This window comes from Acinetobacter lwoffii (genome assembly GCF_022967985.1).
In the GTDB taxonomy this organism is placed as follows: Bacteria; Pseudomonadota; Gammaproteobacteria; order Pseudomonadales; family Moraxellaceae; genus Acinetobacter.
In genome coordinates this window covers 1-26151 of record NZ_JALJVC010000008.1, presented here as the reverse complement: position 1 = coordinate 26151, position 26151 = coordinate 1, and the positions used below count along the sequence as shown (strand labels likewise).

Below are 26151 nucleotides of genomic sequence, written 5' to 3'. Positions count from 1 at the left end.
ATGCTAAAAGGCTGCCATAGCAGCCTTTTGGTTTTTTAAGAAATAAATCTGCTACTTAAATTTTAATCAGATATTGAGCTGATTTTCCCGAACTTATATTTTTAAGAGAGCAGATTAAGGCAAGCAAAAATTATAATTTTTTATGTCATTACAGTAAAATTACATTAATATTTAAAATTAAATATATCAAAAATTTAGCCTCTTAAGATAAAGAGGCTAAATCCTCATTCATTACCAGATATTACTTTGTAGATTCACTTTTTGATGTTCTGCATGCGGTTCGCCCGCTTCGCCGGTAACACCGCCTTTTAAGGCTTTAAAAAGCTGGGTAACTTTGTTATCTGTGACATTCCAATATTCTGCGCTGATTGCTTCAGCAATCAATACCCGTACGGTAGGATCATCTTTGCCTTCAAACCAGTTTTCAGCCCACGGATTCCACAACTGTTCAATCAGAATGCGGTCAGTACTGATCTGGGCATGTGCACTAATCGACACGTAAATACCATCTGATGGTTTTGCAAAAGACAGACCAATCTGACCACGGCCTGTTTCTGCTGCTTTGACCAGATCATTGGTGTTACGCAGGATGAAATATAAGTTTTGACGTTCATTCATCTGCTCGGAGTTGAGCATGGTCATCGGCTGGGAGTGTATTTCATGTGTGTCGGTTAAATGGCTGATCATGGTGTAACGAACATCCTTGATCAATTCCCATAATTTTTCACGATTATCATGTTGAGTATTGTTATGCTCGGTCATGTATGTTCTCCATACGATTTTATGAAAGCTGAAAAGATTGCTTGGTATTTTCAGATTAATCATATTTAGAGACAGATGCCTTAGGTCTCACTGAACTCATACATTTTCATACTCAAATATAGGCAGAGACTACAGAATTGCTAAACAAGACAGCTCGATTTACAGGGAAATTTAATAACAAAGATTTTAAAAACTTCAGGTCTGACACCTTTTATAAGTTAGAAAAAGCTGTTTGCCGGAACCATTGAATTGAGGTGATTCAAAAAATCTTGCCAAGCCATAGCCGCTGCATCTTGATACCGAGCGTTTAGCTGATATGCTAGTTGCCATCAACGATGGCCGAACCATTTATTGATGTGCTGTGAATTGAATGTGAGATTGATATTCCAGAGATTTATCAGTCCTTAAAAAATTCAGTAAAGCTAATTTTTGCGATCATTGTTAAAAATTTTCGAAACAAGGAAAGACGTTGTCTACATTTAACATGGATGCCATATCCCCAGAATTCGAACTCACCGATGCTGAACTGCATCTGTATAGCCGTCAGATTCTTCTGGATGGCTGGGATATTGATGCGCAGGAGCGACTGAAATTTTCTAATGTCTGTATTATTGGTTGTGGCGGAATTGGCTGTGCACTGGCAGAACTTCTGGCGCGCGCAGGTGTAGGGAAAATCACCCTGATCGATCCAGATACTATCGAGATGAGTAATTTACAGCGACAACTGGCATTTATGCCGCAGGATATTGGATTTTATAAGGCAGAAACTCTGGCCAAAAGACTGGGCCAGATTAATCCGAATGTACAAGTTGAATATATCAATCAGGCTTTAACGGCTGAGAATGCAGTAAGTGTGATCGAGCATCAGGATCTGGTATTGGATGGCTGTGATCAGTTTGCCACACGCTATCTGGTCAATCACATTTGCGTGGAGCTGAATGTGCCCTTATTGAGTGCCTCTGCGATTGGCTTGCAAGGCCAGCTGTTTATGGTCGAAGGGGATTCTGCCTGTTATGCCTGCCTGTTCCCGCCAGAAAATCAGGCCGATGAAAGTTTGCGCTGTGCAGACTCCGGTGTACTGGCGACTACCCCGAATGTGATGGCCAGTTTGCAGGCACATCATGCCTTGTTATATCTGGGATTGAGCCAGATGCCACTTCGACAAAAGCTGTTGTTGTGGGATGGGCTGAGCTTTAAACAGCGGATTCTCGCTTTCGAAAAAGATACAGATTGCCTGATCTGTCAGGCAAGATAAGCCTGCAAAGTGAATTTTTTTTGCTACACTGCGTGTAATTAATTTTTCCTAAGACATTATGAAAAACAATATCTGGTTAGATGGAATACGTTCAGTTGCCCGTATGGGAGAAACAGCGGTCGTTGCGGCCAAGGCGGGCATTAAATATGCCACTGAAAAGCCAAGCAATGCCAAGCTCATGCGTGAAACTTTCGAATCTTTGGGTTCGACCTATATCAAGCTGGGGCAGTTTATTGCCAGTACGCCGTCGCTATTTCCACGTGAATATGTAGAAGAATTTCAGGGTTGTCTGGATCAGACTCCACGCTTGCCGTTTAGCTATATCCAGCAAGTGTTGGCTTCTGAATTTGCAGGGCGCAATCTGGATGAAATCTTTGCATCGATTGATGAAACACCGTTAGCCTCTGCATCTATTGCACAGGTGCATGCGGCCAAACTGGTGTCTGGCGAAGATGTCGTGATTAAGGTACAAAAACCCGGTGTGGAGACCATTTTGTACACTGACCTGAATGTACTGCATTGGGCAACCAAGTTGCTGGAAAAAGCAGTCCCGAAAGTCAAGTTTGCTTCACTGGCTGATATTGTCGAAGAAATCAAAACCCGTATGGTGCGCGAAGTCGATTTTATCGAAGAAGCCCAGAATCTGGATGATTTCGTTAATTACCTGAATATCACCAACAATCAGGCAGCCACTGCGCCGAAGGTTTATCATCAATATTCGACCCGTCGTGTGCTCACCATGCAGCGTTTATACGGTGTGCCTTTGACAGATTTTGAAGTGGTCAAAAAAGTATCCAAAGATCCATCTCAAGTACTCATCACTGCGATGAATACCTGGTTCGGAAGCTTGATGATGTGTAACAGTTTCCATGCCGATCTGCATGCAGGCAACCTGATGCTGCTCGAAGATGGCCGTGTCGGTTTTATTGATTTCGGTATCGTTGGTCAGCTCAAGCCTGAAGTATGGACGGCATGTATGGCATTCATGGATTCATTGCAACATACCAATTATGAGCTGATGGCGCAAAACATGCTGAAAATGGGTATGACCGCTGTGCAGATAGACACCAAAATCTTGGCTGCTGATCTGGAACGTTTATTTAGTGGTGTGTTGATGGCGGATCCGCAGGAATTATTAACGTCAAACCCTGCTGACCTGAACGATATCATGATGGATATGGTGGCTGTGGGTGAACGTCACGGGATCCGGTTCCCGCGTGACTTTGCCTTGCTGTTCAAGCAAATGCTGTATTTCGACCGTTTCATGCGAATTCTTGCGCCGTATACCGATATCTATGCCGATCAGCGTTTGCAGATGGTACAGAGCATGGATCCGAATCTGCTGTTAAAGCATTAATTTAATCCCTCCCAACCTCCCTTTCTAAAGGGAGGAGTGTCTCATTGCTTGATAAAGTATAAGCGATAAAAATCCCTCTTTATAAAAGAGGGATTTAGGGAGATTAGTTGTAAATATCATATTCTCGAGCAATCCAATGGACGCCATTATTATTGAAGGTTTAAAGGTTGAGACAGTCGTGGGCTGCTTTAACTGGGAGCGTCAAATTATTCAGCCTCTAATGCTGGATTTGACCATTCAAACCGATTTAGAACAGGCATCAAACTCAGATGCACTTGCAGATACGCTGAATTATGCAGAAATTTGTGAGATTTCCAGCAAAGTCATTCAAGACGCCAAGCCTGAATTGATTGAACATGCAGCAAAGTTAGTGCTGAATGCACTTTTTACTACCTTTACAGCAATTGAATCGATTAATATTACGATCCGTAAGCCTGCCATTATCGCGCAAGCCAATTCTGTAGGGATACGTCTTGAACGCCACCGAAACGATTTTCGCCCTAGCATTAGCGAGTAATTGTCATCCTCAGCAACATTTTCAAGCTGCACAGCAACGTATTTCCGAATGGGGAGAAGTCCAGTTTTCTCCCATTTATATGATTCCTTGCCGTGATGGCATCGGCGCAGATTACTGGAATGCAGCGTGTTTATTGCGAAGTTCGGTGTCTAGTGAAGACCTGATTGAGCTGCTCAAACAGCTGGAACAGGCATTAGGGCGAGTACGTCCATCCCATCAGATTACTTTGGATGTTGATTTGATTGCCTGGGGATCCGATCTTCAACATATGCAGTTTAATGAAAAAAAATTGCCTTTGGCTTTGGATGTGAAAGTGCCCATGTTTGATATCTGGCATGATGCCATGTTCGAACATGGATCACATAGCTTCCCAACAGTTGAACAGCTGATTTAAATCAAATCACCTAATTTTTTGCTCATAAATTTTATCCAGTAAGAATGATTAACCAACCTGATCAAACAAGATCAGGCTTTTTTTATGATTCAATTTTTTGTTTTAGATGAAAAGAAAAATTCAGATAAGATGAGGTGCTTAAGTATAGAGCTCATTTAAAAATGAAAATATTAGAAATCTTGGTTTCGGTGATTTTAATCCTTGGGATTCTTTATGTGATCCAATGGGGATTTCATGGTTTTCCGACGGGAAATTAATATTTGATTGATTTAAAGCTCTGGAATTTATTTTAAGATCAGTAAAAACCCTCAAAGCAGTAAAAATGCCTCATCGCTCTTTCACTTTTTCTTGTTATAAAAAATGATCAGCAATATGATAATGATCGCCAAGATGGCAAGAATGATCGTAGTTTCCATAACAATACCTCTCATGCATAGATCTTAGGTTTTAAATATCTAAATTAAAACCGAACATATATTAATTAAACTCAAGTTTTGTTAGAGCGGCTAGTTTTTGAAAAAACATTTTTCAGTGATGTTAATACAAGAGCCGCTCAATCCTATTCTTTGTCTAGCTAAAAAATAAACACATATTTAGGCAACAGACACATTAAATAATGATCCGATCCATGCACTGAATAACATGGCGATAATTCCCCAGAGCATCACCCGAACAGCACCTCTCCAGACACTTACTCCACCGGCATAGCTTGCCAGTGCACCCATCATCCCCAAACTTAAAACGCCAATCAGCATGACGCCTTTATCCAGATAGTGTTCCGGTAAAATCATGATTGAAATTAAAGGGAATAATGAACCTACCGTAAAGGCCATGGCGGAAGAAAATGCAGCGAGAAAAGGTTGGGCAGAGGTATGTGCTGAAATACCAATTTCGTCTCGAGCATGGGCATCCAAGGCATTATGGTTGGTCAGCTGTTCAGCGACCTGTTGTGCCAAAGCAGGTTCCAACCCACGCTGTATATAAATCGTTTTGAGCTCATTTAACTCATGGGTGGGATGGCGCTGGAGTTCGCGCTCTTCCATGAGTAGATCATTGGTTTCAATATCTTGCTGGGATTTAACCGAAATATATTCACCGGCCGCCATTGATGCGGCTCCAGAAATCAATCCGGCAACACAGGTCACCAATAAAATTTCTGTGGATGCTCCACTGGCTGCAATACCCACCACCAGACTGGTGACCGAAATAATCCCGTCATTTGCCCCCAGTACAGCTGCACGAAGCCAGCCCGCGCGTTCGATATAATGTTTTTCAAGATGGTATGAATGGCGCACAATGAAGCCCCTTTTTTATTATCATCATGATTATATTAAATTTAAGTCATGTATAGATAGTAGGATTGAATCGATCTGAAAATTATCTTGAATGATCAGCTCATCGTGCGCTTGGCTGAGCATTTTATCAATCCAAGATAAAATCGAAGTGAGATTCATAAGTTCAAGAAATCAGACGCACTTGATACATAATTGATTTACGAATGGTAAAAATGACTAAAGCAAATCAAACATATCGAACAAAATAATAGCTGAGTGAGTTGGTTTAAAAAGAGAATTATCATGAAAGAAAAACATGAAAGCCATAAATGCTTGGTATGCGGCAAGCACTTTCTTCTGAAAAATCTCACCCCGATGGGAACAGTCAGACAAGTCATTACCGAAGAGATTGCCAAAGATATTCCAGGCTGGACACCGCAAGATTATATTTGCCAGGCAGATTTAACCCAGTACCGTATACAGTATGTACATTCATTATTAAGTTCGGAAAAGGGTGAAGTGACTGATCTTGAGTTTGAAGTGATTGATAGCATGCATCAGCATGAACTGATTACCAAAAATGTGGAAACGACCTTAGAGCAAAAGTGGACCTTGGGAGAAAGGCTCGCCGATAAAATTGCAACTTTTGGTGGAAGCTGGACCTTTTTGATTTGTTTTGCAATCTTCTTGGGCCTGTGGATTACGATAAATACTGTGGTGATGGTGACACGACCTGCTGATCCTTATCCTTTTATTCTGTTGAATTTAATCCTATCCTGTCTTGCGGCGATTCAGGCACCTATTATTATGATGAGCCAGAACAGACAGGAAGCAAAAGACCGCTTACGTTCGCAAAATGATTATCAGATCAATTTAAAAGCCGAGCTGGAAATCCAATACTTGCATGAAAAATTAGATCATCTGCTGCTACATCAATGGGAACGGCTGGCGCAAATTCAGGAAATCCAGCTGGACCTGCTTTCTGAAATGAGCAAAAAAGATTAAAGGATGCTGTGGGGGAATCTCTATTATTTTATAGAGCTTATAAGTAATAAGATCGCCATATGCCTTGAGTTGTTATTATCTCGCTCAAGATTTGACCCATATTAAAAAGCCCACAAATGAGTGGGCTCAAACTAAAACCGTCTTATTTAAATAAAATAACTGGTTTTGGTCATCAACTTGGAAATGCCTGTCATGGCGATCTTAACTGGAACGGGTAGATCTACACCGCCAGCATTTAACGCTGTATCCCGATGATGCAGTTCATCTTCATTCATCTGTTCTAGAATACGACGAGAACGTTCATCCTGCGGTGGCAACTGGCTAATATGATGCTGTAAATGCATGCTGACCTGACGTTCTGTTTCAGCCACAAAACCCAAGCTGTATTTGTCACCTGCGATTCCGGCAATCGCGCCCATACCAAAGGAAAGACCGTACCAGACCGGATTGAGTAGGCTGGTATGGCTATCCAGTTCTTTTAAGCGGTCTTCACACCAGGCCAGATGATCCTGTTCTTCAATCGCTGCCTGTTCCATTTCACGACGTACATTCGGGAGTTTAGCCGTCATCGCCTGACCATGGTACAGTGCCTGTGCGCAAACCTCACCACTATGATTGACCCGCATTAAACCTGCTACATGACGTGCATCACTGACCGTTAATTGTGTTTCTACCGGTTGGGCCGGATTTTCACGTCGTGCCGATGTCGTGCCCGGGACGAGACTGCGTAATGCCTGATCAAAAGAATGAATCAGCTTATCGACACCTGTATATTGACGCATGAATTAATCCTCCAAGGGTGCTTTCGCAGTTTTGATCATAGGTTTGAGTCGGAAAAGCAGCCATAAGGTAAACAGGCCACTCAATACTGCGGTAATACAAAAAAGTATTTTAAGATCAAGCTCTAAAACACTTAAAATAATAATCGAGAATATAGCAGAAGATACCATGAAAACGGCATTCAAAATGTTATTTGCTGCAACCACCCGCGCACGATGTGAGCGAGGCGAATGCGCCTGCATCATGGCATAGAGCGGAACAATATAAAAACCACCACTTATTCCGAGCAAGGTGACGGCCAGCATCACATGATAATAGCTCCAGCCTTGCTGAAAGACATCTGCCAAGCCGATTAATGCACCTGTACGCTCCGGAACAAAGGCCAGACTCGCGGCCAGATACAGGGCAAAGATCACCAGACCGATCGCGCCAAAAGGCACCATCTTGATATTGACCTGGCTGCCACCAATTTTACGGCATAAGTATGAACCCAGACCAATTCCGACAGAAAAAAAGGTTAAGAGCAGACTGGCGACATTTTCAGATGCATGCAGATTTTGTAATGTCAGCTGAGGAATCTGGGTCAGATAGGTTGCACCATAAAACCAGTACCATGAGTTGCCCAGTAAAATGGTAAAAATCAGAGGTAAGCTTTTGGCATATTTCAAGGTCTGCAAGCTGGTGCGGAAGAAATTCCAGTCAACTTGCAGCTCAGGCGCGGGAATACTTTGTTTCAGGATATAGCGACTGGATATATAACCAATCAAGGCGATGCTGATGACGGTTAAACTGATCCAGATCAGGTTGCCGGCGGAAGCTGCAATGACTGCACCGCCCAGAATCATACCGAATAGGATTGCCAGAGAAGTTCCGGACTGAAACAGGGCATTGCCGGACATCAGTTCATTCGGTTTCAGGACTTCAGGTAAAATCGCATATTTGATCGGGCCAAAGAAAGTGGAATGGGTGCCCATCAGGAACAGGGCAAATAACAGAATCCATAAATTGCCCATGAGGAAACCGACAGTTCCCAGCAACATAATGGCAATTTCCAGAAGCTTGAGATAGCGAATCAGCTGTGAACGTTCGTATTTGTCGGCAATCTGACCGGCCGTGGCTGAAAAAATAAAATAGGGCAAGATAAACAGTAAAGCCGCCAGATTATTTAAAGTGCTGATGCTGGCCGATTGCTGTTGAATCCAGCCATAAGTAATGACCAGCAGTAACGCCTGTTTAAATACATTATCGTTTAATGCACCAAAAAACTGCGTCAGAAACATCGGTAAAAAGCGCCGAGAAGCTAACAAATGTTCATTTTTGTTCATATAGGCCGTGCTACATTAAGTTTTATTAAGAAATGTCAGTTATGCGTAAACATTGAGAAAAATCATGTAAGATACTTTCAGCCATGTAAAGGTAAAAACCAATTAATTAAGCTCCTTAGCTTATATTTTTCGGTCAAATAATCAATTAAAGAATGTATTCGTTTAGAGTTTGCTATGCCTGCAAAGAAAAATTTTAAAAAAACGATGCTAAATCGCAGTATGGGGCCTCTCATACCACAGCATAGTGGTATGCAGCTGTGTATGAGCATCTTTTTTATGATGTTATCCCATCAGAGCATGGCACAAACCCAACAGCCAGAAACACCTGTGGCCATTTCTCAGGCAGAAATGGTGGACGAGCTATCCAAAGAAGCGATTCGTCAGGGAGTGGCCACGTCCGAAACGGAAGCGGAAGAAAAAATCGAAGAAGCCTTGGAGCCTGAAGTTCCAGTGGACAGCATGTTGATGCTGGAACAACAGCAAAATGCAGGATCTGGTCTGGGTGAATTTACGCCGATCGAGTTTGATGATCTGGAAGATCTGCCAGTACAGACTATTGATCAGAACATGGCGAATGAAATTTACCAGGTAGCCGAGCAAGCCAAACAGGAAGCACAAAACTATCGCAATACTCAGACCAGCGAAACGGTGGTGGCCGATATCAGCCAGCAAGAACTGCTGGAAATCAATCAGGCGCCGGTGAATGTCGATCAGTTGATGCAATCGATTCAGGCTGACAGCCAGATTATTGTACAAAATAATGAAGCCGGATTGACCTTGCCAGAAGTGCCAGGTCAGCTTGTCGCTGAGGATGATAAACGTCCGAATCTGTTCAAACGGCTATTTTATAAAATCCGTCCTCCACGTCAGATCATGACCGCAAGAGTTCCCCGCATTAGTGCAGATGTGGTGATCATAAATGGGCAAGGTGTGGCGCAAAGTAACGGTATGCTGAATCGTAAAGATGTGCCTGAAGGCCATCTGAATTTAAGAAATAATGTCAAAGCCAAATTATCCAGTTTTACCCAAGAGTCTTTTGGCGACTTTAATTCGGCTTTGCCGCAATTACGCACCTTGTCCAGACAGGCAGCGCAAGCAGTGGGCTATTATAATGCTCAGTTCAGATTTGAAAAACTCTCTGACAGTCGGGTTCGGGTTTTTGTGACCCCGAATGAACCTGTCCTGATTAGCAGTCAAAATATTGAATTTACTGGAGAGGGCGCCGAACAGCCACAATTCCAGGTCATCAGTCTTTTGCCTGAACAGGAAGAAGGCGATATTTTCAATCATGGCAATTATGAAAAAACCAAAACACGGATTACTACTGCAGCCAATAACAATGGTTATTTTGATTCATTCTGGCGTCTGCATGATGTAAAGATTGCCCAGCCACAAAATACCGCCGATGTGAACCTGCGTTTTGAAACCGGCGAACGTTACAAGCTGGGCAATGTCGAGTTCAGAATGAGCGATCCTGAAAAGGAATTTCCGCTGGATCGAGACGTACTGGAAAGTCTGGTCACCTGGACAGATGGTGCAGATTATACCTTCTGGCGGGTGAATGGCTTGGCCAATAACCTGACCAACTCACGTTATTTTAACTATACTCTGGTGGATGCGATTCGCCCTGATCCGCTTGATAAAGAGCTGGAACTGGCACCCGATATTCAAAGCCTGATTGAAGAACAGAAACGGACTGAAGATCAGGCTGCTACTATGCAACCAGCTCGCTCGGTATCCTCTTCTCAGGAAGTGACCCAGAATGTCGTAGATGAAGACCAGTTTGCCGGTAGCCGCGATCAGGAAAGCGCAAATTTAAGAACTTTACGGGTTGAGCAGCAAACCAAAGAGAATGAACAGGACCGTTTAAAAGTACAGGCACGGGAAGAGAAAAAGATTCCAGTGATTGTGACTTTAAATGCAGACCGTTTAAATAGTGCTGAAGTGGGTTTGGGTTATGGCACAGATACCGATATCCGCTTACGTGGTCAATATCGTCGTGCCATTGTGAACAAGCGCGGACATTCGTTTGATGCCAACATGGAGTTATCTGGCATCCGTCAGTCGATTGATGGACGTTATAATATTCCCTATCACCATCCGCTGAATGACTATGTCAGTATTGTGGGTGGTTATGAGCGTGAAGAACGTGAAGGTGTCGCACAGGGCGAAGGTCTGTTAATTGAATCGGCAGTCTTAGGGGCAGACCGGATTATTAAAAACCCGCTGGGTAACTGGCAGCGTACTTTTGGAGCGCGTTACCGTCTGGATCGCTTGAAGCAGAATGGTTCTGTTGATTTTAACCAGATTCCGGAAGCGTTTCGCTTTAATACCGAAGATGAACAGCAGTCGTTACTGGTCGGTTATGAAGTTTCACGTACCGATACCGATCGTCGGGTCAATCCGACCAAGGGTTTCAAGCAGACCTACAAAGTCGAGCTGGGTAGTGAGGCGTTATTGTCTGATGCAGATATGGCCATTGTAAATGCAGGCTGGCGTTTTATCTATTCATTGGGTGAAAATGCAGACCATCAGTTTGTTGGACGTGCTGATGCCGGTTATATCTTCACTGAGGATTTTGCCAAAGTGCCGTATAACCTGAGATATTTCACCGGTGGTGACCAAAGCATTCGTGGTTTTGATTACAAGAGTCTTTCTCCGGAAATTGAAGGCTTTAAAGTCGGGGGTCAGGCCTTAGGGGTTGCTTCCTTAGAGTATAACTATCAGTTTAGGGAAGGCTGGCGTGCTGCGGTTTTTGCAGATGCCGGAAATGCTTATAATAAAGAGTTCAGTAATCCGACCGAATATGGTGCGGGTGTGGGTGTACGTTGGGCCTCACCGATTGGACCGATTCGTATCGATGTGGCGACTGGATTGTCTGATGACAATCACCCAATTCGTCTGCATTTCTTTATTGGTTCGCAGTTATAAAACATCATTTTTTAAAAATAGTTATTTGGGTACATCATGGTCGAGAACCAACCACAGCCAGAACAACAACCACAAGATAGCGTTGTGCCGAAAAAGCGCCGTATATTGAGAAGTATCCTGTTGTCGGTACTTTTCTCACTCATTTTCCTGCTCTCTGTGCTGGCGCTGCTGTTTTCGACCAATCAGGGCAGTAAGTTCCTGCTGGATCAGGTATTACAACGCCAGCAAATTATTCATTATGAATATGAAGGCGGAAATTTATGGCGTGGAATTATTCTTAAAAATGTGCTGGTCAGCCTGAAACCGGTCGATGTCAAAATTGATCGTGCTGATGTAAAACTGGGTTGGCGCGCGATTGTCAAAAAAGAAATTCATCTGACTGAAGCCGATGTCCTCAATCTGCAAATTATTAACAAGCGACCTTCAACGGGCGAACCATTCAAGTTTAATGCCATCCGTTTGCCTTTTATTTTGCGCGTTGATCATTTACTGCTGGATCATCTGGTGATTAAAACCCAGACCAATGCAGTCGATTTCTATAATATTGAATTAAATGAGGCACTCTGGTCCGGCACCGAATTAAATTTTGAAGATTCCCGTATGGATATGGGCTATCTGTCGGTACGTGAAGCCACGGGTAAAATGCAGTTTGAAGGCAAATATCCTCTAGATGCCACGGGCATCGTTAATCTGCCTTCCTTAAGAGACAGCCTGAATATTCATGATATTCAGGTGCGGGCACGCGGAACACTGGACACGATTCAGGCTGGCGTAGCGACCAATACACCTGATTTATTAACGGGTTGGGTTATCGTGCATCCGATGCGTCCTCAGGTACCGATGCGCGGCGAGTTGAAGTTCAAGGATTATCACTGGCCTATTCTGGCCGAACAGAAACTGTTTACCAAAGACGGTATTGCCGAGTTTAATGGCGATATCAAGCGTCTGAACCTGAACGTCCAGACTGACCTGATTGGGGAAAATATTCCGCAAGGTCAGTATAGTGCGGTGATGTATACCGATCTGGTCAATCAGCTGAATATTACCGATCTGAATGGTCAGTTGATGAAAGGTGCAGTTAGCCTTGCTGGGACAGTGGGCTGGAAAGACCGGGTCAGCTGGGATCTGGCTGGACGCTTAAATGGGATTGATCCTAAACATGAGCGTATTCCGCAAGTCGTACAAGATTTCTTGCCGCCAAGTCTGGATGCGAATATTGCTTCTGCGGGTAACCTGGAAAATGGCCTGCACCTTACCGGATTAGTTGATTTCGACCGTTATGAAAGCTGGAATCTGAAGCTGGATCAAAATCCGGTCAAAGGCAATAAAGTACAACCGATGCTGCTGGATGTTGCCTGGAAAAATATTGATCGCGCCGTACCTTATGTGGGCTGGCTCAGCAGTCAGTCTGGCGATGTCAAATTGGCATTGGTCGAAGGGCAGCAGAATATTAATGTGGCCACTAAAGTCGAGCAGCATGAAGAAGGACTTCTACCTGCAGGCATGTACCAAGCCAAGCTCAATCTGAACAAGAATATCCTGAATGTCCCAAGCTTTAATTACAGCGCCAATGCAGCAGGCAGCTTAAGCGGCAATGCACGGATTGAACTGCCACAGGAAAAACGTCAGTTAAAATGGACCGCGGTATTAAATGCCAAAAATTTGAATACTCAAAGTATTGCCGCAGCTTCACCGGTAGATCGTTTGAATGGCCAGGTTAAAGCCAATGGTTATGCGCAACCGAATCAGCAGATTATTAAACTGAATAGTGTCGACCTGACCGGACGACTAGCGGAGCAAAATGAAACCGTACGTTTGACCGGAAACAGCACCATTGCCTTGTTATTCCATAATGAAAAAGCGGGTGGTGGTTTTAAAGGTTATGCGGTCAATTATGATGGTGCTTTAAATGCCAGCCAGCTTAAAGCCAGTCAGGGTATGCTGAAACTGCGCGTTTCAGGCACACCAGAAATGTTGAAGATAAATGAATTTCGTCATGATGGTGTGGCTGGCAAGATTAATGCCAACGGTCTGGTCAATCTGGCGAATGGCATTGGCTGGGATATCAACGCATCCTTAATCCGCTTTAAGCCGCAATATTTTAATGCCAAACTGAAAGGTGAATTGTCAGGCAATGTGCAAACTCAAGGGGTGTGGTCAGATGCCTTAAAACGCATTCAGATTCAACGCTTGAATCTGGCCGGTATGCTGAATAACAAACCGGTACGTGGCAAGGGTAATTTATCGGTCATCATTAATTCAAACCAGCGTGGTTTTGTACCACAGCAGTTTGAAGCCAATAACTTGTTCCTGTCTTATGCCAGCAACCAGATTCAGGCGACCGGTAATGCACAAAACCTCCAACTAAAAGTGAATGCGCCGGCCCTGTTTGAATTGTATCCGGGCTTAAGAGGTCGTGCGCAGGGCTATATCAATATGCAGGCGCAGCCACGATTGCAGGCTTCAGCTAATCTATCTATCGATAATTTTGCTTTTAAAAACCTGTTTAGCGTGCAGAAAGTTCGTGTTCGCGGACAGTTGCCAACATCGCAAAGCACACCAACCTTATTGACCGCGACAATGGATCGCCTGCGTAGCGGTTCACGCGAGATTGTACGCGGTGAGATATCACTGGCCGGTACCCGTGCTGCGCACATTCTCAAAGTGCAGGCAGAAAACCGCCTGTCAAAATTCTTTGTGCAGCTCGCCGGTGGCTTTAATGCCCAAAATAACTGGCTGGGTCAGATTCAAAAAGGTGATTTCGACTCTTTACGTGCTCGTCTGGTGCAGCGTCAAAATGCAGCAGTGATTTATAACAGTGCTCAATCGGATCTGTTTGTTGGTGCTCATTGCTGGATGAGTCAGCAAAGCCAGTTGTGTTTTGATCAGCCGATTCGGGTTAATAAAACCCGTGGCAGTGCCTCTTTTGTTACCCAAAACCTTGATCTGGAAGACTTCAGTGCATTCCTGCCTGATGGATTGGCGTTAACAGGGAAAGTCAATGGTTATGCCAAGGCTGCCTGGGCGCAAGGCGCTAAACCTAAAATCGATGCACGTCTGGTGACGCGTACTGGTGTGGTGGGCTTATCTTCCGAAGATCCAGATTATTTGGGCTCTACACTCAAATATGATGAAGTCGGGTTGGTCGCAAAAAGTGTGGCAGATGGCTTGCAGCTTCGTCTGGATGTCAAAACACCAGATATCGGAACCGGCTATGCCAATGTCATCATTGATCCATATCGTGACAGTAAACCGATGCGTGGTGAAATAGCCTTTAACCAGGTACAGCTCAAGGTCTTTAAGCCATTTATTCAGGACATCCGTAATCTGGACGGGATTTTATCTTATGCCGGAAAAATTAGTGGAACTTTAACGGATCCTTTGCTTGAAGGTGAGGTTCGGGTCAAAGATGCTTCGATTAGCATGATCTCCTTGCCGGTGAATCTGACCAATGTACAACTGTATTCATCCATACGTCAGAATTCTGCCAGCATTAATGGCGCATTTAACAGTGGTCGTGGTGTGGGTAAATTAACCGGATCGGTCGACTGGAAAGGTGATCCGCGAGTGCAGTTAAAACTGCAAGGTGATAATTTGTTGATTCGTCGGGCCCCATTAATTACCGCTGTGGTGACACCTGATTTGACCCTGGACATGTATCCATTTAATAAAAAACTGAGTCTGAGTGGTACAGTCGATGTACCGCGGGCATTGATTTCAATGCCTGAAGCCTCAGAACCTGTAGTCGGTTTATCTTCAGATGTACGGGTCGTGCGTGAAGGTGATGATCAACTAGCGATCCTGAAGTCTGCACGTCCTTGGGATATCCGGGCAGATGTCGCTGTTTCTTTAGGGAATCAGGTGATCTTCCAGGGCTTTGACAGTCGTATTCCGCTCTTGGGTCGGGTGAATTTATCACAGCGTGGTCTGGAAACCGCAATGCGTGCCAATGGTGCAATCGGGGTATCACAGCGCGTGAAAATCGAAGCCTATGGCCAAAGTCTGGACCTGAATCGTGCTATCGCGCGTTTTAATGGTGAACTTACCAATCCGACACTGGACATTGATGCCAATAAATCGGTTCAGGGTAGTACAGTTGGAGTGCGCGTAACAGGGACTGCATCGAGTCCAAGTATTCAGATTTATAATGATGCGGGCTTGTCAGAACAGGAAGCCTTGAATGCCTTGATTACCGGTCGTGTCAATGAAGGTGTGTCTGGTTTAAGCCAGGCTGAAGGATTTAGATCTGATGTAAATAATACGATCGCTGCTGCGGGGATCAGTCTGGGCTTGGGTGGCACCCGCGCACTGACCAACCAGATCGGGCGCAGTTTTGGCTTAACTGGTCTAGCTCTGGATGCCCAAGGCACAGGAGATGATACCCAGGTTTCTGTGACTGGTTATATTACGCCTGATTTATATCTCCGTTATGGAGTCGGGGTATTTACACCGGTGAATAAGCTCACTTTACGCTATCAGGTAAATCAGCGCTTGTATCTGGAAGCGAGTCAGTCTTTAGAGCGTGCGATTGACTTGTTCTATAACTGGCGATTCTGATCCCATTAAAAAAGCCCTAATTTTAGGGCTTTTTTAATATGAGACAGGACAAAGATTTTATTAGCTATAAAATAGATTGATATATTAGTCAGCAGAAGCGTTGATGTCTGAATCCAATCTCTATACATATACGACAATAAATCGCGAGTAGAGAAAGAATTTAGGGTTAGCTTTTATGCTGAAGAAAGCTGCTCGTCGCATAAGTCAGCTATCACATATAGAAAATCAATTAAAACATGCAATAACAGACTGAAAATCAATAAACCCATAATAAAAATAGGTGTATATTGAAAATACGATTTCACGCATAAGAGCATCTTCGCATGTCAACTAAATTTATCATCCGTTTTGCTGCGATTTTATTTTCTGTACTCATTTTGACTGCATTAGCCATTCAATTTTTCTTTAAATCGGATGTAACCGTAGTTCTATGGATTTTCGCTGTACCTTTCATTTTGGGCATTCCAATTTTGGCTTCTGTTGTATTGACCACCAATGATGAAATTGATATTCATAGCGTTAATTAGGCTTGAACCTTAAACTGGCGCATTTAAAGCGCATCTAATCTTTGCTGATAGAGCAGCCGATATTTGCACTTTGTTCAATTAAACAGACTTTATTTTAGAACAATGCCAGCCAGTTAAGCATGCATTAGAAAATGTAGTAAAAATGAGTGTATGTTTACGCTCATTTTTTATCAGGTTACTTCAGAATTTGGATTTAACTCTCAAATCATCATGATTTACATAAACTCTAAGAAATAAGGGAATATTCTTATCATTATTCATTCAAAATAGGTCTTCATCATAAAACTCATCATTTTAGAGAAAACAGAATGCCTAAAAATAATTATCTACCAGCTCTAGAACAAGTTTATGACTTTTTAAAGGAACGACCAGGTTTTAAGGATAAAAGTGAATTTGATAAAGCGGTAGAATATTTTCGAACTCTACATGAAAGTGATCCTCTGGATTTTAGAGTTCAAGCACCGAATAATGTCGCTGGAAAATTTGGTGCTAAAGAGTCTATAAATTTAGGGTCTATGCCAGAATTCAGTAATAAGGAAAATTTCCTTAACTGGATAGATACGCAAATTAACCACTAGTTGAAAGACTTTAAGCAAACACATCATCCGGCAGGTTTTCATTTATTATTCATACATTCATTAACATGTAGTACAGAAAACAATCGAAACTGAGTTGGAAAACTACAAATTTGAATGATAACTTTGTATTCAAATCTTCCCAGTAAAGAGGTGAGCAATGAAGTTGTTGACTTTGGTTGGTATGGGAGTAGCAGCGAGTTATTGTTATAAAACTATGAAAAATGGCAAGCTTGCTCTTTCAAAACCTGACTTTGATGAAAGTGTAAAACGATTTGTACTGCAAGAATTTGCAGCTTAGTCTTCACGATATATTTCCCAAAAAGGCTCATCGGATGATGGGCTTTTTTATTTTCTAAAAATTTATAATTTTAATATTTAGATTAAAAGCAGTTTAATTATAGCCACCATGTTATAAACCTACTTCGTGATCTATTTTAAATAATTAAATGAGAGCTAATGGGTGATGAAGATGGAAATGAATGGTGCGAGCTTATATATTCTGAAGCCTTGAGAATATATAAACCAACAAAATACAACACAGTCAACAAACTGAGATTCTTTGCGCTGATTTTAGAATTATTCGCAGAAATGCAGCATGAGGATGTAATAATTCAAGTAAAGGCCGTGAATGTAAAACTTAAATTGAGATCTAAAAATTACATTTTTTGGGTGTTTGAAATGCCTGATTTTCAGGATAAGACGTTATTTTTAACTTATATGTCTAGCAAATTAAGTCAGCTATAAGGTGTCGTTGAAGGTTAAAATCGTCAATCAATTTAACAAGCATAGTTTTTTTTATACTAATGGTCTATTTATATATTTTTATCAATAGCTTGCTTATTCTCTAGTCGTTACTCACTTTGACAACATACCTGAATCAGCGCAAAAGTGAAAAGGGGAAGACCTATCGAAAGATGGGCTTTTTTAATATGTATAGCTTATTGAACGAAAAGTAACTTAAAGCAAATGTAAGAAAACAGTTTATTAATACTCCCTATACTTTATTGATAAATTCACAGTGCTATAGTCATTTTGCGAAAACAAGAAGACGCAAATAATACGAAGAAAATGACTACAGCACTAGCCCGCTTATTTGAAAGAGTAAGCGGGCTTTTTAATTGAAAAATTAATGTAATATTATGCTAATGTATAAATTATAAGTTTATATATAATGCATGAATAGATTCTATCGCTGTAGTTTCTTTCCAATTTCAGCCTCCTTCCCTAAGGAGGCATTTTTTTGTCGATAGAAAAGTAATGTTCCAATGACTATTGTGTTTATTCAGTTACACAAATGATCATCGTTGACTCTTGAATGAATCTTTCAAATATTTGAGCATGATATTTTATTGGTTAAATAAGTGATGGATCGCCATGATAAATGAAGAAAAGCCTTTGAACTTTGACGACGATAGTGAGCCTCAAGATTTCGAAGATGAAGAATTTATCGATGATAAGAAAGAGGATGAAATGTACAATGCTATTACCAAAGATGGTTCTAGTGTTGATCCTGCGGATGATGGGACGCGTCATATTCGCCCTGAAGACGGTGATCCGATAGAAATTGAAGAGTAATAAAAAGCCCAATTTAATATTGGGCTTTTTTATCGTCTGGGGGATGAGAATGAAAATACAATATTTCCCATTTAGAATTGAGCGGATTGATCAAAATCCCCATCTAGAAAATTTAAATAGTCATTGAAATGATTTTTTTCACTTAATAAAAAAGCCCTCATTCATGAGAGCTTTTATGTCAATTCAATCTAGCAGAATAGCCTAAGAAAATATTTAAAATGGGGTGCAATTAATCTTTAAACGTCTCATTTAACGCAGTTTGAACCGCCTCAACCCGTGCCTTGCAAGCTTTATAAGCAGTCATGGATTCTTCCACGATTTTCATCAAGTTATCAATATCCGGTTCTTGCTGAGATTCGAGCAGTTCCGCATTCTTTTTCAAGATGTCATAGCCTTGTTGGAAGCTCAAAGTATCATGATTCATGAGGAAATACCTGTATAAGTTGTGCTGAAAAAATGCCGTCATGCAATTCGACTTCAACCAGATCATTGGGCTGAATCTGTTGAATAGATGCAACCACATGTTCTTGCTGGCGCACGATGGCATAACCCTTGGATAAAACATGTTTAGGATTTTGTAGTAGCGTTTCCCGCATCAGGGCATCGAGCTGTTGATTGATGAGCAGGGTATGCTGTTGGGCCAGACTGGCAGTATTGGCCTTGATCTGTTGCAGACGTTGCAGCGCATCCATAATCTGGTTATTGGCCAGACTTTGAATCAGTTTCAAAAATTGATCATTCTGATTTTGATAAGCCTGAATCTGTTGCTGAGATAAACGCTGAATCCGCTGTAGATAATTCAGGACATCCTGGGTTAGTTCAAAGATATGATTGCGGATTCCAGCAATGACTTTACTCGGGGTATCAAAGGAGTGATGCGCAATCTCATCCAGAATGGTACGGTCTTTTTCATGCCCGATGCCGACCCAGACCGGCACCGAACGTTTACAAAGCAGGGCAGCCAGATCATAGTCATTCAAATAAGCCAGATCATTGACTGCGCCACCACCTCGTATAATCACAATCAGATCCGGTGCGGTATTATAAGTCTGTGCCCATTGTTTGAGCGCTTGTGCCAGACTGTACATAATACTTTGCGGGGCGGTATTTCCCTGAAAAGTCGCACTGTGATAGATAAACTCACACACCTGCGCACGCTGCAGTGCATCGGCATCTTTTTTAAAATCTCCCAGGCCTGCTGCATTTTCGGGAGCAATCACCAGAATCCGGTTCAGGTCAAAAGGGCTGGGCAAGTTTCTATTGCGCTGAATCAGTCCTTCAGTCGTCAACCGCTCAACAATCTGCTGATAACGCCGGGCAATATCTCCCAGAGTATAGCCTGAGTCAATTTCAACGATATTTAAAGAAAAACCATACTGCGGATCGAAATTAGCTTTGACTTTAATCAGCACTTTCAAATCACGACTCAGTTCAATTCCGCTTTCACGTTCAAACTGCGTGACAATTTTCTGGGCACTGAATTTCCAGATAGTCGCTCGGCAACTGGCGATGACCTGATCACTGTCGGCTTCTTTTTCTGCCAGCTCCAGATAATAATGGCCGGCTTTAATACTTAGATTACGAATCTCGGCTTTAACCCATACCGGTGTATCGAAAGTGAGTTTGACCACTTCCTGAACTGTAGCAAGATATTCCTTGAGGGAGAGTTGAGGATCGTCTGTCATGCCAATAGAAAGTTTAAAATTCAATCAAATATTAAATCAATCCGGCACAGATCACAAATCTAAAAGCGAAGTCATATTTGAATTATGTAATGACAATGCAATTCTATTGAAATGCATAATCACTTGGTTTAGGCGGTTCATCTGGAATTTTCGTATTTTGTAGAGGTTCTTCTCTTCTGTTTTTCTTGTTCATTGAAAGAAGTTATAGCGTTGAAGTCCTTAATTTCCAAAGGTCTTATTTCCATTTTTTAATGAAAAAGTACAATTAAAAATGTACACAGACTTGTGTCTGGCGAGGACAAGGAAATATGCTAAATTGGTGAAGAATTATTAAAGAAGAATAGGCTCTCATGAAAAAAACAATGCTGTTCGGTTTGCTGGCTGTCGCTTTAAGCGCATGTACTACCACGCCGCAATCTAAGACGGAAGCTCCTAAAATAGGTTCAGCGAATCCTGCAAGCGCTTATTGTGTCAATCAGGGTGGCAAGCTTGAAATTCGTACTGAAAGCAATGGTCAGGTCGGATATTGCCATTTAAAGAATGGTCAGGTGGTCGAGGAGTGGGAATTACTGCACATGAATCAACCTAAATGTATTGCTGATCAGGCAGCGGAATTGGTCGGTCAGTCCAATTTGACTGAAGCGCAAATCAAGCAGAAAACCAAGGCACAAATTGTACGTATGGTCGAACCGGGTCAAGCGGTGACTATGGATTATCGTGAAGAACGAGTGACTGTCACCGTAGATCCTGTAAGCAAAAAGATTATTCAAGCTTCATGCGGTTAATCACATAAAATAAAAAAGCCCATGAGTGGGCTTTTTTTAATTCCATACAACTGGCATTTTGAAATGACAAATCTTCCCCGATCTTTTATATTGCCCCTCGGAAGGAGAAATTCATGAAAAAGTTATTGGCTTTATCGTTTATGCTGGCGCTGGCCGGTTGTGCCGAGAAGAAACCGTTAACCTCTGAAGAGCAGTGGCAAGGTTATTGTCGAAGTGTCGGAAATGCGGCGCGTACCATTATGCTGGATCGTCAGAATGCGATTGAGAAAGAAAAAGCAATCGAGCATGCTAACAAGATCGACGACGAAACCACTAAAGGTTTTATCCGGAATATTATTGATGAAGTTTATGCAATTCCAGCCGAAGAGATTAAGGCTGATGTAAAAGCAGCCCGTGAAAAAGTCCGCGCTGAATTTACTGCAAAGTGTATTGCGACACCGCATGATGAGTTACCAGATTACAAACCGTTCTAAGGAACGGTTTTTAAAATCTGCATAAAATCATTCAACTCATATTTCCCATTAAACGTATTTAAATATACACATCTTCAAAAGACTGAAAAACAGAAATAGCCTAAGCAAAAAATGTACACTTTGTGACAATTTTTAAATCTAAAATATAGAAATACTTATCTTTATATTGAATAATGAATTTAACTCCAATTAACCAAGGAGTAGCACAATATGGAAGTCGTAAGATATTTGCATCATTCTGATCTACTGCTGGAAGATGAAGAAGGTGTGGTCATTATTGGCGGCAGTCGCTATGTACTCAGCGTTGGTGACAAAGTCGTTTTAAAGAAGATGCTAGAACAAGATAAAAAGCTTTATCAGATTGATATTTCCTTTGCCAGCAATAATCACAGTACCACCTATGAAGATGAATGCGTGGTGAAATTCCAAGGCTGCCGAGACTCATATCAGCAGTATTTAAACTCGACCACTGTACACTAAGGTGGAGTATCTTTTTAACGTCAAATCAGGCAACATCAGGGTTGCCTTTTTTATGCATTAAATTCAGTTAAAAGAGCCTATTCATGGGCTTGTTTCGTGTGGTGTAAGCTAGAACTGATTATGGAATAATCATTAAGAGCATCATTTAGTTATAAAATAACGAGCATCACGAAGAAACACTTGAGTTGCATTAACTTTTAACTGGAAATTTAGTAAAATTTCGGAGTCCATATTATTTATGAAGCTTGGAATAAGCAGGAATTCATAAGTAATTTTTTAAAAAAGAGGAATAACACCGTGCTAGAAGCTTACCGCCAACACGTTGAAGAACGTGCCGCACTCGGAGTCCCACCGAAGCCACTTGACGATGCCCAAACAGCTGCATTAGTTGAACTACTAAAAAACCCGCCAGCTGGTGAAGAAGCATACTTGGTAGATTTGCTTGAAAACCGTGTACCAGCAGGTGTTGACCAAGCTGCATATGTAAAAGCTGCGTTCTTAGCTGCATTGGCAAAAGGCGAAGCAACCTCTCCACTCGTTTCTAAAGAACGTGCTGTTTACTTACTAGGTACTATGCTTGGTGGTTATAACGTAGCACCTTTAGTTGAACTTTTAGACAATGCTGAGCTTGCTGAACTTGCAGCTGAAGCATTGAAAAAAACGCTTCTTGTATTTGATGCATTCCATGACGTTGCTGATAAAGCAAAAGCTGGTAACGCAAATGCTCAAGCAGTTATGCAGTCTTGGGCTGACGCTGAATGGTTCACTAGCCGTAAAGACGTTCCTGAAGAAATCAAACTGACTGTTTTCAAAGTAACTGGCGAAACCAACACTGACGACTTGTCACCTGCACAAGACGCTTGGAGCCGTCCAGACATTCCATTGCACGCAAATGCAATGTTGAAAAACGTACGTGACGGAATCAATCCAGAAGTTCCTGGTGAAGTGGGTCCACTTAACCAGATTAAAGAACTGATCGCGAAAGGCAACCAGGTTGCTTACGTGGGTGACGTTGTTGGTACAGGTTCATCTCGTAAATCTGCAACTAACTCTGTACTTTGGTTCTTCGGTGACGACATCCCGCACATCCCGAACAAAAAAGACGGTGGTTACTGCCTAGGTTCTAAAATCGCTCCGATTTTCTTCAACACCATGGAAGATGCGGGTGCATTACCGATCGAGATCGATGTTGCCAACATGAACATGGGCGACGAAATCGTTCTTAAGATCGATCACGCTGCTGCTAAAGTAACTGCGTTCAAAGACGGCGCACAAATCGCTGAAGCTGAACTTAAAACTCCAGTACTTCTTGACGAAGTTCGTGCTGGTGGTCGTATTAACCTGATCGTAGGTCGTGGTTTGACGACTAAGGCTCGTGAAGCTTTAGGTCTTCCAGTATCTACAATGTTCCGTACTCCGGTTCAGCCTGCTGCAACTGGTAAAGGTTTCACTCAAGCTCAGAAGATGGTTGGTCGCGCTTGTGGTCTTCCTGAAGGTCAAGGTGTACTTCCAGGTACTTACTGTGAACCTAAGATGACTACTGTTGGTTCGCAAGATACAACAGGTCCAATGACTCGTGACGAATTGAAAGACTTGGCTTGCCTAGGTTTCTCTGCTGACCTTGTTATGCAATCTTTCTGTCATACAGCTGCTTATCCAAAACCAGTTGACGTTCAAATGCAACACTCGCTTCCTGATTTCATCATGAACCGTGGTGGTGTGTCTTTACGCCCAGGTGACGGTATTATTCACTCTTGGTTAAACCGTATGCTTCTTCCGGATACTGTTGGTACTGGTGGTGACTCGCATACTCGTTTCCCAATCGGTATTTCATTCCCGGCGGGTTCTGGTCTTGTAGCGTTCGCTGCAGCAACTGGTGTTATGCCACTTGACATGCCTGAATCTGTACTTGTGAAGTTCAAGGGTAAAATGCAGCCTGGTATCACGCTACGTGACCTTGTACATGCAATTCCTTACTACGCAATTAAGGAAGGTGACTTAACTGTAGAGAAGAAAGGTAAGAAAAACATCTTCTCTGGTCGTATCCTTGAGATCGACTTAACAGAAATGGAAACTGACCTGACTGTTGAGCAAGCATTCGAACTTTCTGATGCTTCTGCTGAACGTTCAGCTGCTGGTTGTTCTATCACGCTTTCTGAAGAGAAAGTTGCTGAATACCTTCGTTCAAACATCACTATGTTGAAGTGGATGATTTCTGAAGGTTATGGCGATGCGCGTACTATGGCTCGTCGTGTTGAGAACATGGAAAAATGGTTGGCTAACCCAAGCCTGATCAAAGCAGATGCTGATGCTGAATACACCAAAGTGTATGAAATCGATCTTGCAGATATCAAAGAACCTATTCTTTGCTGCCCGAACGATCCAGATGATGCAAAACTTCTTTCTGATGTTCAAGGCGCGAAAATTGACGAAGTATTCGTTGGTTCTTGTATGACTAACATCGGTCACTTCCGTGCGACTGGTAAATTGTTAGAGAAAGTTCCAGGTGGTGCATTGTCAACTCGTTTGTGGATTGCTCCACCTACGCGTATGGACGAACATCAGTTGATGGAAGAAGGTTTCTATAACATTTATGGTAAAGCTGGCGCGCGTACTGAAATGCCAGGTTGTTCATTGTGTATGGGTAACCAGGCACGTGTAGCTCCGAACACGACTTGTGTATCGACTTCTACGCGTAACTTCCCGAACCGTTTAGGTCAAGGTGCTAACGTTTACCTGGCTTCTGCTGAACTTGCTTCTGTTGCTGCTGTATTGGGTAAATTACCTTCTCCAGAAGAATACCAACAGTATGCAGCTCAAATTGACAGCATGTCAGCTGACATCTATCAATACTTAAGCTTCGACAAGATGAGCGAATATACTAACGCTGCTAAAGACGTTGATACTAAGAAAATTGCTGCTGCTCAGTTAACTTAATGAGCTAGGACTAAGAAAAGCCGAAAGGCTTTTCCCTAGCGCAAGAGCAAATCTATGATTTGCTTTGTTAATTAAGCAATAAGCGGTATAAGATAAGGGCTGAGTAATCAGCCCTTATTTTTTTATATGAATAATCAGACTTGCTATATGTGTGATAATTTGGCGACAACAAAAGAACACGTGCCACCAAAATGCTTATTTCCAGAAAAGAAGGACTTAAAAGATATTAGCCTAGATTTAAGGAAAGCCCTAATCAAGGTACCTTCATGCGTGGATCATAATTGTAAGAAGTCAGGTGATGATGAATATCTGTTTAATGTTTTGTCAATGACGATTCAAACGGGTAAATATGGACTTTTAAATTTTGAAAGTAAGGTAATGCGTTCTTGGACCAGAAAGGATCGAATTTCTAAACTAAAAGAAAAATTACTATCGACAGCTAGAACAGTAAAAATAAAAGATCCAGAGTCAGAAGATATTTTTGAGGCTTTAGAGTTAACAATAGATAGAGATAGATTAAAAGAAGTTTTAAAATGTTGTGCTCTAGGACTTTATTATTATGAATTTGGAAAGAAATATAAGGGGTCAATACACTCAACTCCTCTATTCTCACCAATCCTTGATAAAAATTGGATAGAACAACAAAGTCAAATGGAGGATTATTATTCTAATAAATTTAAGAATATTAAAAGAAAGGGCGATAATCCTGAGATTTTCCAATATGCATTTTATCAAGACACTTTTAATAATATGCTGGTAGTACAAATGTGGTTTTATGAAGAATGTAAAGTAATATCATTTTTCAGATAGTCATATATTAAAAAACTTCTGTAAATTACACATTTATTAAATATATTATTTAATTCAAACATTAAAAATTATTGAAAGTTGACGTAAAATGCCCAAACAATCCCGATTCCTCTGTATTGGTGGTTTCCTCAACGGAACGCAGGT

Annotated in this window: 23 protein-coding genes; 17 read left to right on the top strand and 6 right to left on the bottom strand. The window is 42.0% G+C overall.

The features are described 5' to 3' along the window. Positions 1–231: 231 nt before the first annotated feature. Complete coding sequence (locus MWG72_RS06450; protein WP_005247254.1) at positions 232–762, bottom strand: pyridoxamine 5'-phosphate oxidase family protein; 531 nt, start codon at positions 760–762, stop codon at positions 232–234. A gap of 484 nt (positions 763–1246) precedes the next feature. Here MWG72_RS06450 and MWG72_RS06445 point away from each other — a divergent pair, with 484 nt between their 5' ends. From MWG72_RS06445 to MWG72_RS06430, 4 genes are all read left to right on the top strand, one after another. Continuing rightward, positions 1247–2017, top strand: a complete 771-nt coding sequence (locus tag MWG72_RS06445) for a HesA/MoeB/ThiF family protein (protein ID WP_247143532.1) — start codon at positions 1247–1249, stop codon at positions 2015–2017. A gap of 58 nt (positions 2018–2075) precedes the next feature. Further along, positions 2076–3374 carry an ABC1 kinase family protein gene (locus tag MWG72_RS06440; RefSeq protein WP_247143491.1) on the top strand — a complete coding sequence of 433 codons (1299 nt, stop codon included), beginning with the start codon at positions 2076–2078 and terminating at the stop codon, positions 3372–3374. A 136-nt stretch (positions 3375–3510) separates the two neighbouring features. After that, positions 3511–3891 (top strand): dihydroneopterin aldolase, encoded by a 381-nt coding sequence (folB, locus tag MWG72_RS06435; RefSeq protein WP_004645388.1) that lies wholly within the window; start codon positions 3511–3513, stop codon positions 3889–3891. Further along, positions 3848–4285, top strand: a complete 438-nt coding sequence (locus MWG72_RS06430) for a 2-amino-4-hydroxy-6-hydroxymethyldihydropteridine diphosphokinase (protein ID WP_004645387.1) — start codon at positions 3848–3850, stop codon at positions 4283–4285. The genes folB and MWG72_RS06430 overlap by 44 nt, the downstream gene beginning before the upstream one ends. Positions 4286–4878: 593 nt before the next feature. Here MWG72_RS06430 and MWG72_RS06425 read toward each other — a convergent pair. Continuing rightward, positions 4879–5580: a VIT1/CCC1 transporter family protein gene (locus MWG72_RS06425; protein WP_004645386.1), complete on the bottom strand. Its 702-nt coding sequence runs from the start codon at positions 5578–5580 to the stop codon at positions 4879–4881. 282 nt (positions 5581–5862) lie between these two features. Here MWG72_RS06425 and MWG72_RS06420 point away from each other — a divergent pair, with 282 nt between their 5' ends. Continuing rightward, entirely contained in the window at positions 5863–6564 is a 702-nt protein-coding gene (locus MWG72_RS06420; protein ID WP_004645383.1) for a DUF1003 domain-containing protein, read from the top strand. Positions 6565–6710: 146 nt separating this feature from the next. Here the strand turns inward: MWG72_RS06420 and coq7 are convergent, their stop codons facing one another. Next, positions 6711–7346, bottom strand: coding sequence for a 2-polyprenyl-3-methyl-6-methoxy-1,4-benzoquinone monooxygenase (gene coq7 / locus MWG72_RS06415; RefSeq protein ID WP_004645382.1), 636 nt, complete (start codon positions 7344–7346; stop codon positions 6711–6713). Positions 7347–7349: 3 nt separating this feature from the next. Next, positions 7350–8669, bottom strand: a complete 1320-nt coding sequence (locus MWG72_RS06410; protein ID WP_004645381.1) for an MFS transporter — start codon at positions 8667–8669, stop codon at positions 7350–7352. A 174-nt stretch (positions 8670–8843) separates the two neighbouring features. On the opposite strand from MWG72_RS06410, the gene MWG72_RS06405 reads away from it, so the two are divergent. From MWG72_RS06405 to MWG72_RS06375, 7 genes are all read left to right on the top strand, one after another. After that, positions 8844–11600 (top strand): autotransporter assembly complex protein TamA, encoded by a 2757-nt coding sequence (locus tag MWG72_RS06405; RefSeq protein WP_247143490.1) that lies wholly within the window; start codon positions 8844–8846, stop codon positions 11598–11600. A gap of 36 nt (positions 11601–11636) precedes the next feature. Continuing rightward, complete coding sequence (locus MWG72_RS06400) at positions 11637–16157, top strand: translocation/assembly module TamB domain-containing protein (RefSeq protein WP_247143489.1); 4521 nt, start codon at positions 11637–11639, stop codon at positions 16155–16157. A gap of 323 nt (positions 16158–16480) precedes the next feature. Next, complete coding sequence (locus MWG72_RS06395) at positions 16481–16684, top strand: hypothetical protein (protein WP_247143488.1); 204 nt, start codon at positions 16481–16483, stop codon at positions 16682–16684. A gap of 308 nt (positions 16685–16992) precedes the next feature. Next, the gene (locus tag MWG72_RS06390; protein ID WP_005247243.1) at positions 16993–17262 is read left to right on the top strand and encodes a hypothetical protein; all 270 of its coding nucleotides are present in this window, start codon (positions 16993–16995) and stop codon (positions 17260–17262) included. A 157-nt stretch (positions 17263–17419) separates the two neighbouring features. Next, complete coding sequence (locus MWG72_RS06385; RefSeq protein ID WP_004645377.1) at positions 17420–17560, top strand: hypothetical protein; 141 nt, start codon at positions 17420–17422, stop codon at positions 17558–17560. A 158-nt stretch (positions 17561–17718) separates the two neighbouring features. Beyond that, on the top strand, positions 17719–18006 hold the full coding sequence (locus MWG72_RS06380) for a hypothetical protein (protein WP_247143487.1): 288 nt from the start codon (positions 17719–17721) through the stop codon (positions 18004–18006). Between the two features lie 630 nt (positions 18007–18636). Then, on the top strand, positions 18637–18837 hold the full coding sequence (locus MWG72_RS06375; protein WP_005103446.1) for a hypothetical protein: 201 nt from the start codon (positions 18637–18639) through the stop codon (positions 18835–18837). 229 nt (positions 18838–19066) lie between these two features. On the opposite strand, the gene xseB is transcribed toward MWG72_RS06375, so the two are convergent. Both xseB and xseA read right to left on the bottom strand, forming a co-directional pair. Beyond that, positions 19067–19261 carry an exodeoxyribonuclease VII small subunit gene (xseB, locus tag MWG72_RS06370; RefSeq protein ID WP_247143486.1) on the bottom strand — a complete coding sequence of 65 codons (195 nt, stop codon included), beginning with the start codon at positions 19259–19261 and terminating at the stop codon, positions 19067–19069. Then, positions 19251–20522, bottom strand: coding sequence for an exodeoxyribonuclease VII large subunit (gene xseA, locus MWG72_RS06365; RefSeq protein WP_247143485.1), 1272 nt, complete (start codon positions 20520–20522; stop codon positions 19251–19253). The genes xseB and xseA overlap by 11 nt, the downstream gene beginning before the upstream one ends. A 350-nt stretch (positions 20523–20872) precedes the next feature. On the opposite strand from xseA, the gene MWG72_RS06360 reads away from it, so the two are divergent. The 5 genes from MWG72_RS06360 to MWG72_RS06340 all read left to right on the top strand — a co-directional run bounded on the left by MWG72_RS06360 (position 20873) and on the right by MWG72_RS06340 (position 26007). Continuing rightward, a complete protein-coding gene (locus MWG72_RS06360; protein ID WP_247143484.1) occupies positions 20873–21307 on the top strand; it encodes an I78 family peptidase inhibitor in 435 nt (144 codons plus the stop codon). A gap of 113 nt (positions 21308–21420) precedes the next feature. Then, positions 21421–21780 (top strand): hypothetical protein, encoded by a 360-nt coding sequence (locus MWG72_RS06355; RefSeq protein ID WP_044108893.1) that lies wholly within the window; start codon positions 21421–21423, stop codon positions 21778–21780. Between the two features lie 210 nt (positions 21781–21990). Then, positions 21991–22260 carry a hypothetical protein gene (locus MWG72_RS06350; RefSeq protein WP_005263233.1) on the top strand — a complete coding sequence of 90 codons (270 nt, stop codon included), beginning with the start codon at positions 21991–21993 and terminating at the stop codon, positions 22258–22260. Between the two features lie 297 nt (positions 22261–22557). Next, positions 22558–25197, top strand: coding sequence for a bifunctional aconitate hydratase 2/2-methylisocitrate dehydratase (locus MWG72_RS06345; RefSeq protein ID WP_005106643.1), 2640 nt, complete (start codon positions 22558–22560; stop codon positions 25195–25197). A gap of 159 nt (positions 25198–25356) precedes the next feature. Then, positions 25357–26007, top strand: coding sequence for a hypothetical protein (locus tag MWG72_RS06340; protein ID WP_228128805.1), 651 nt, complete (start codon positions 25357–25359; stop codon positions 26005–26007). Positions 26008–26151: the final 144 nt, after the last annotated feature.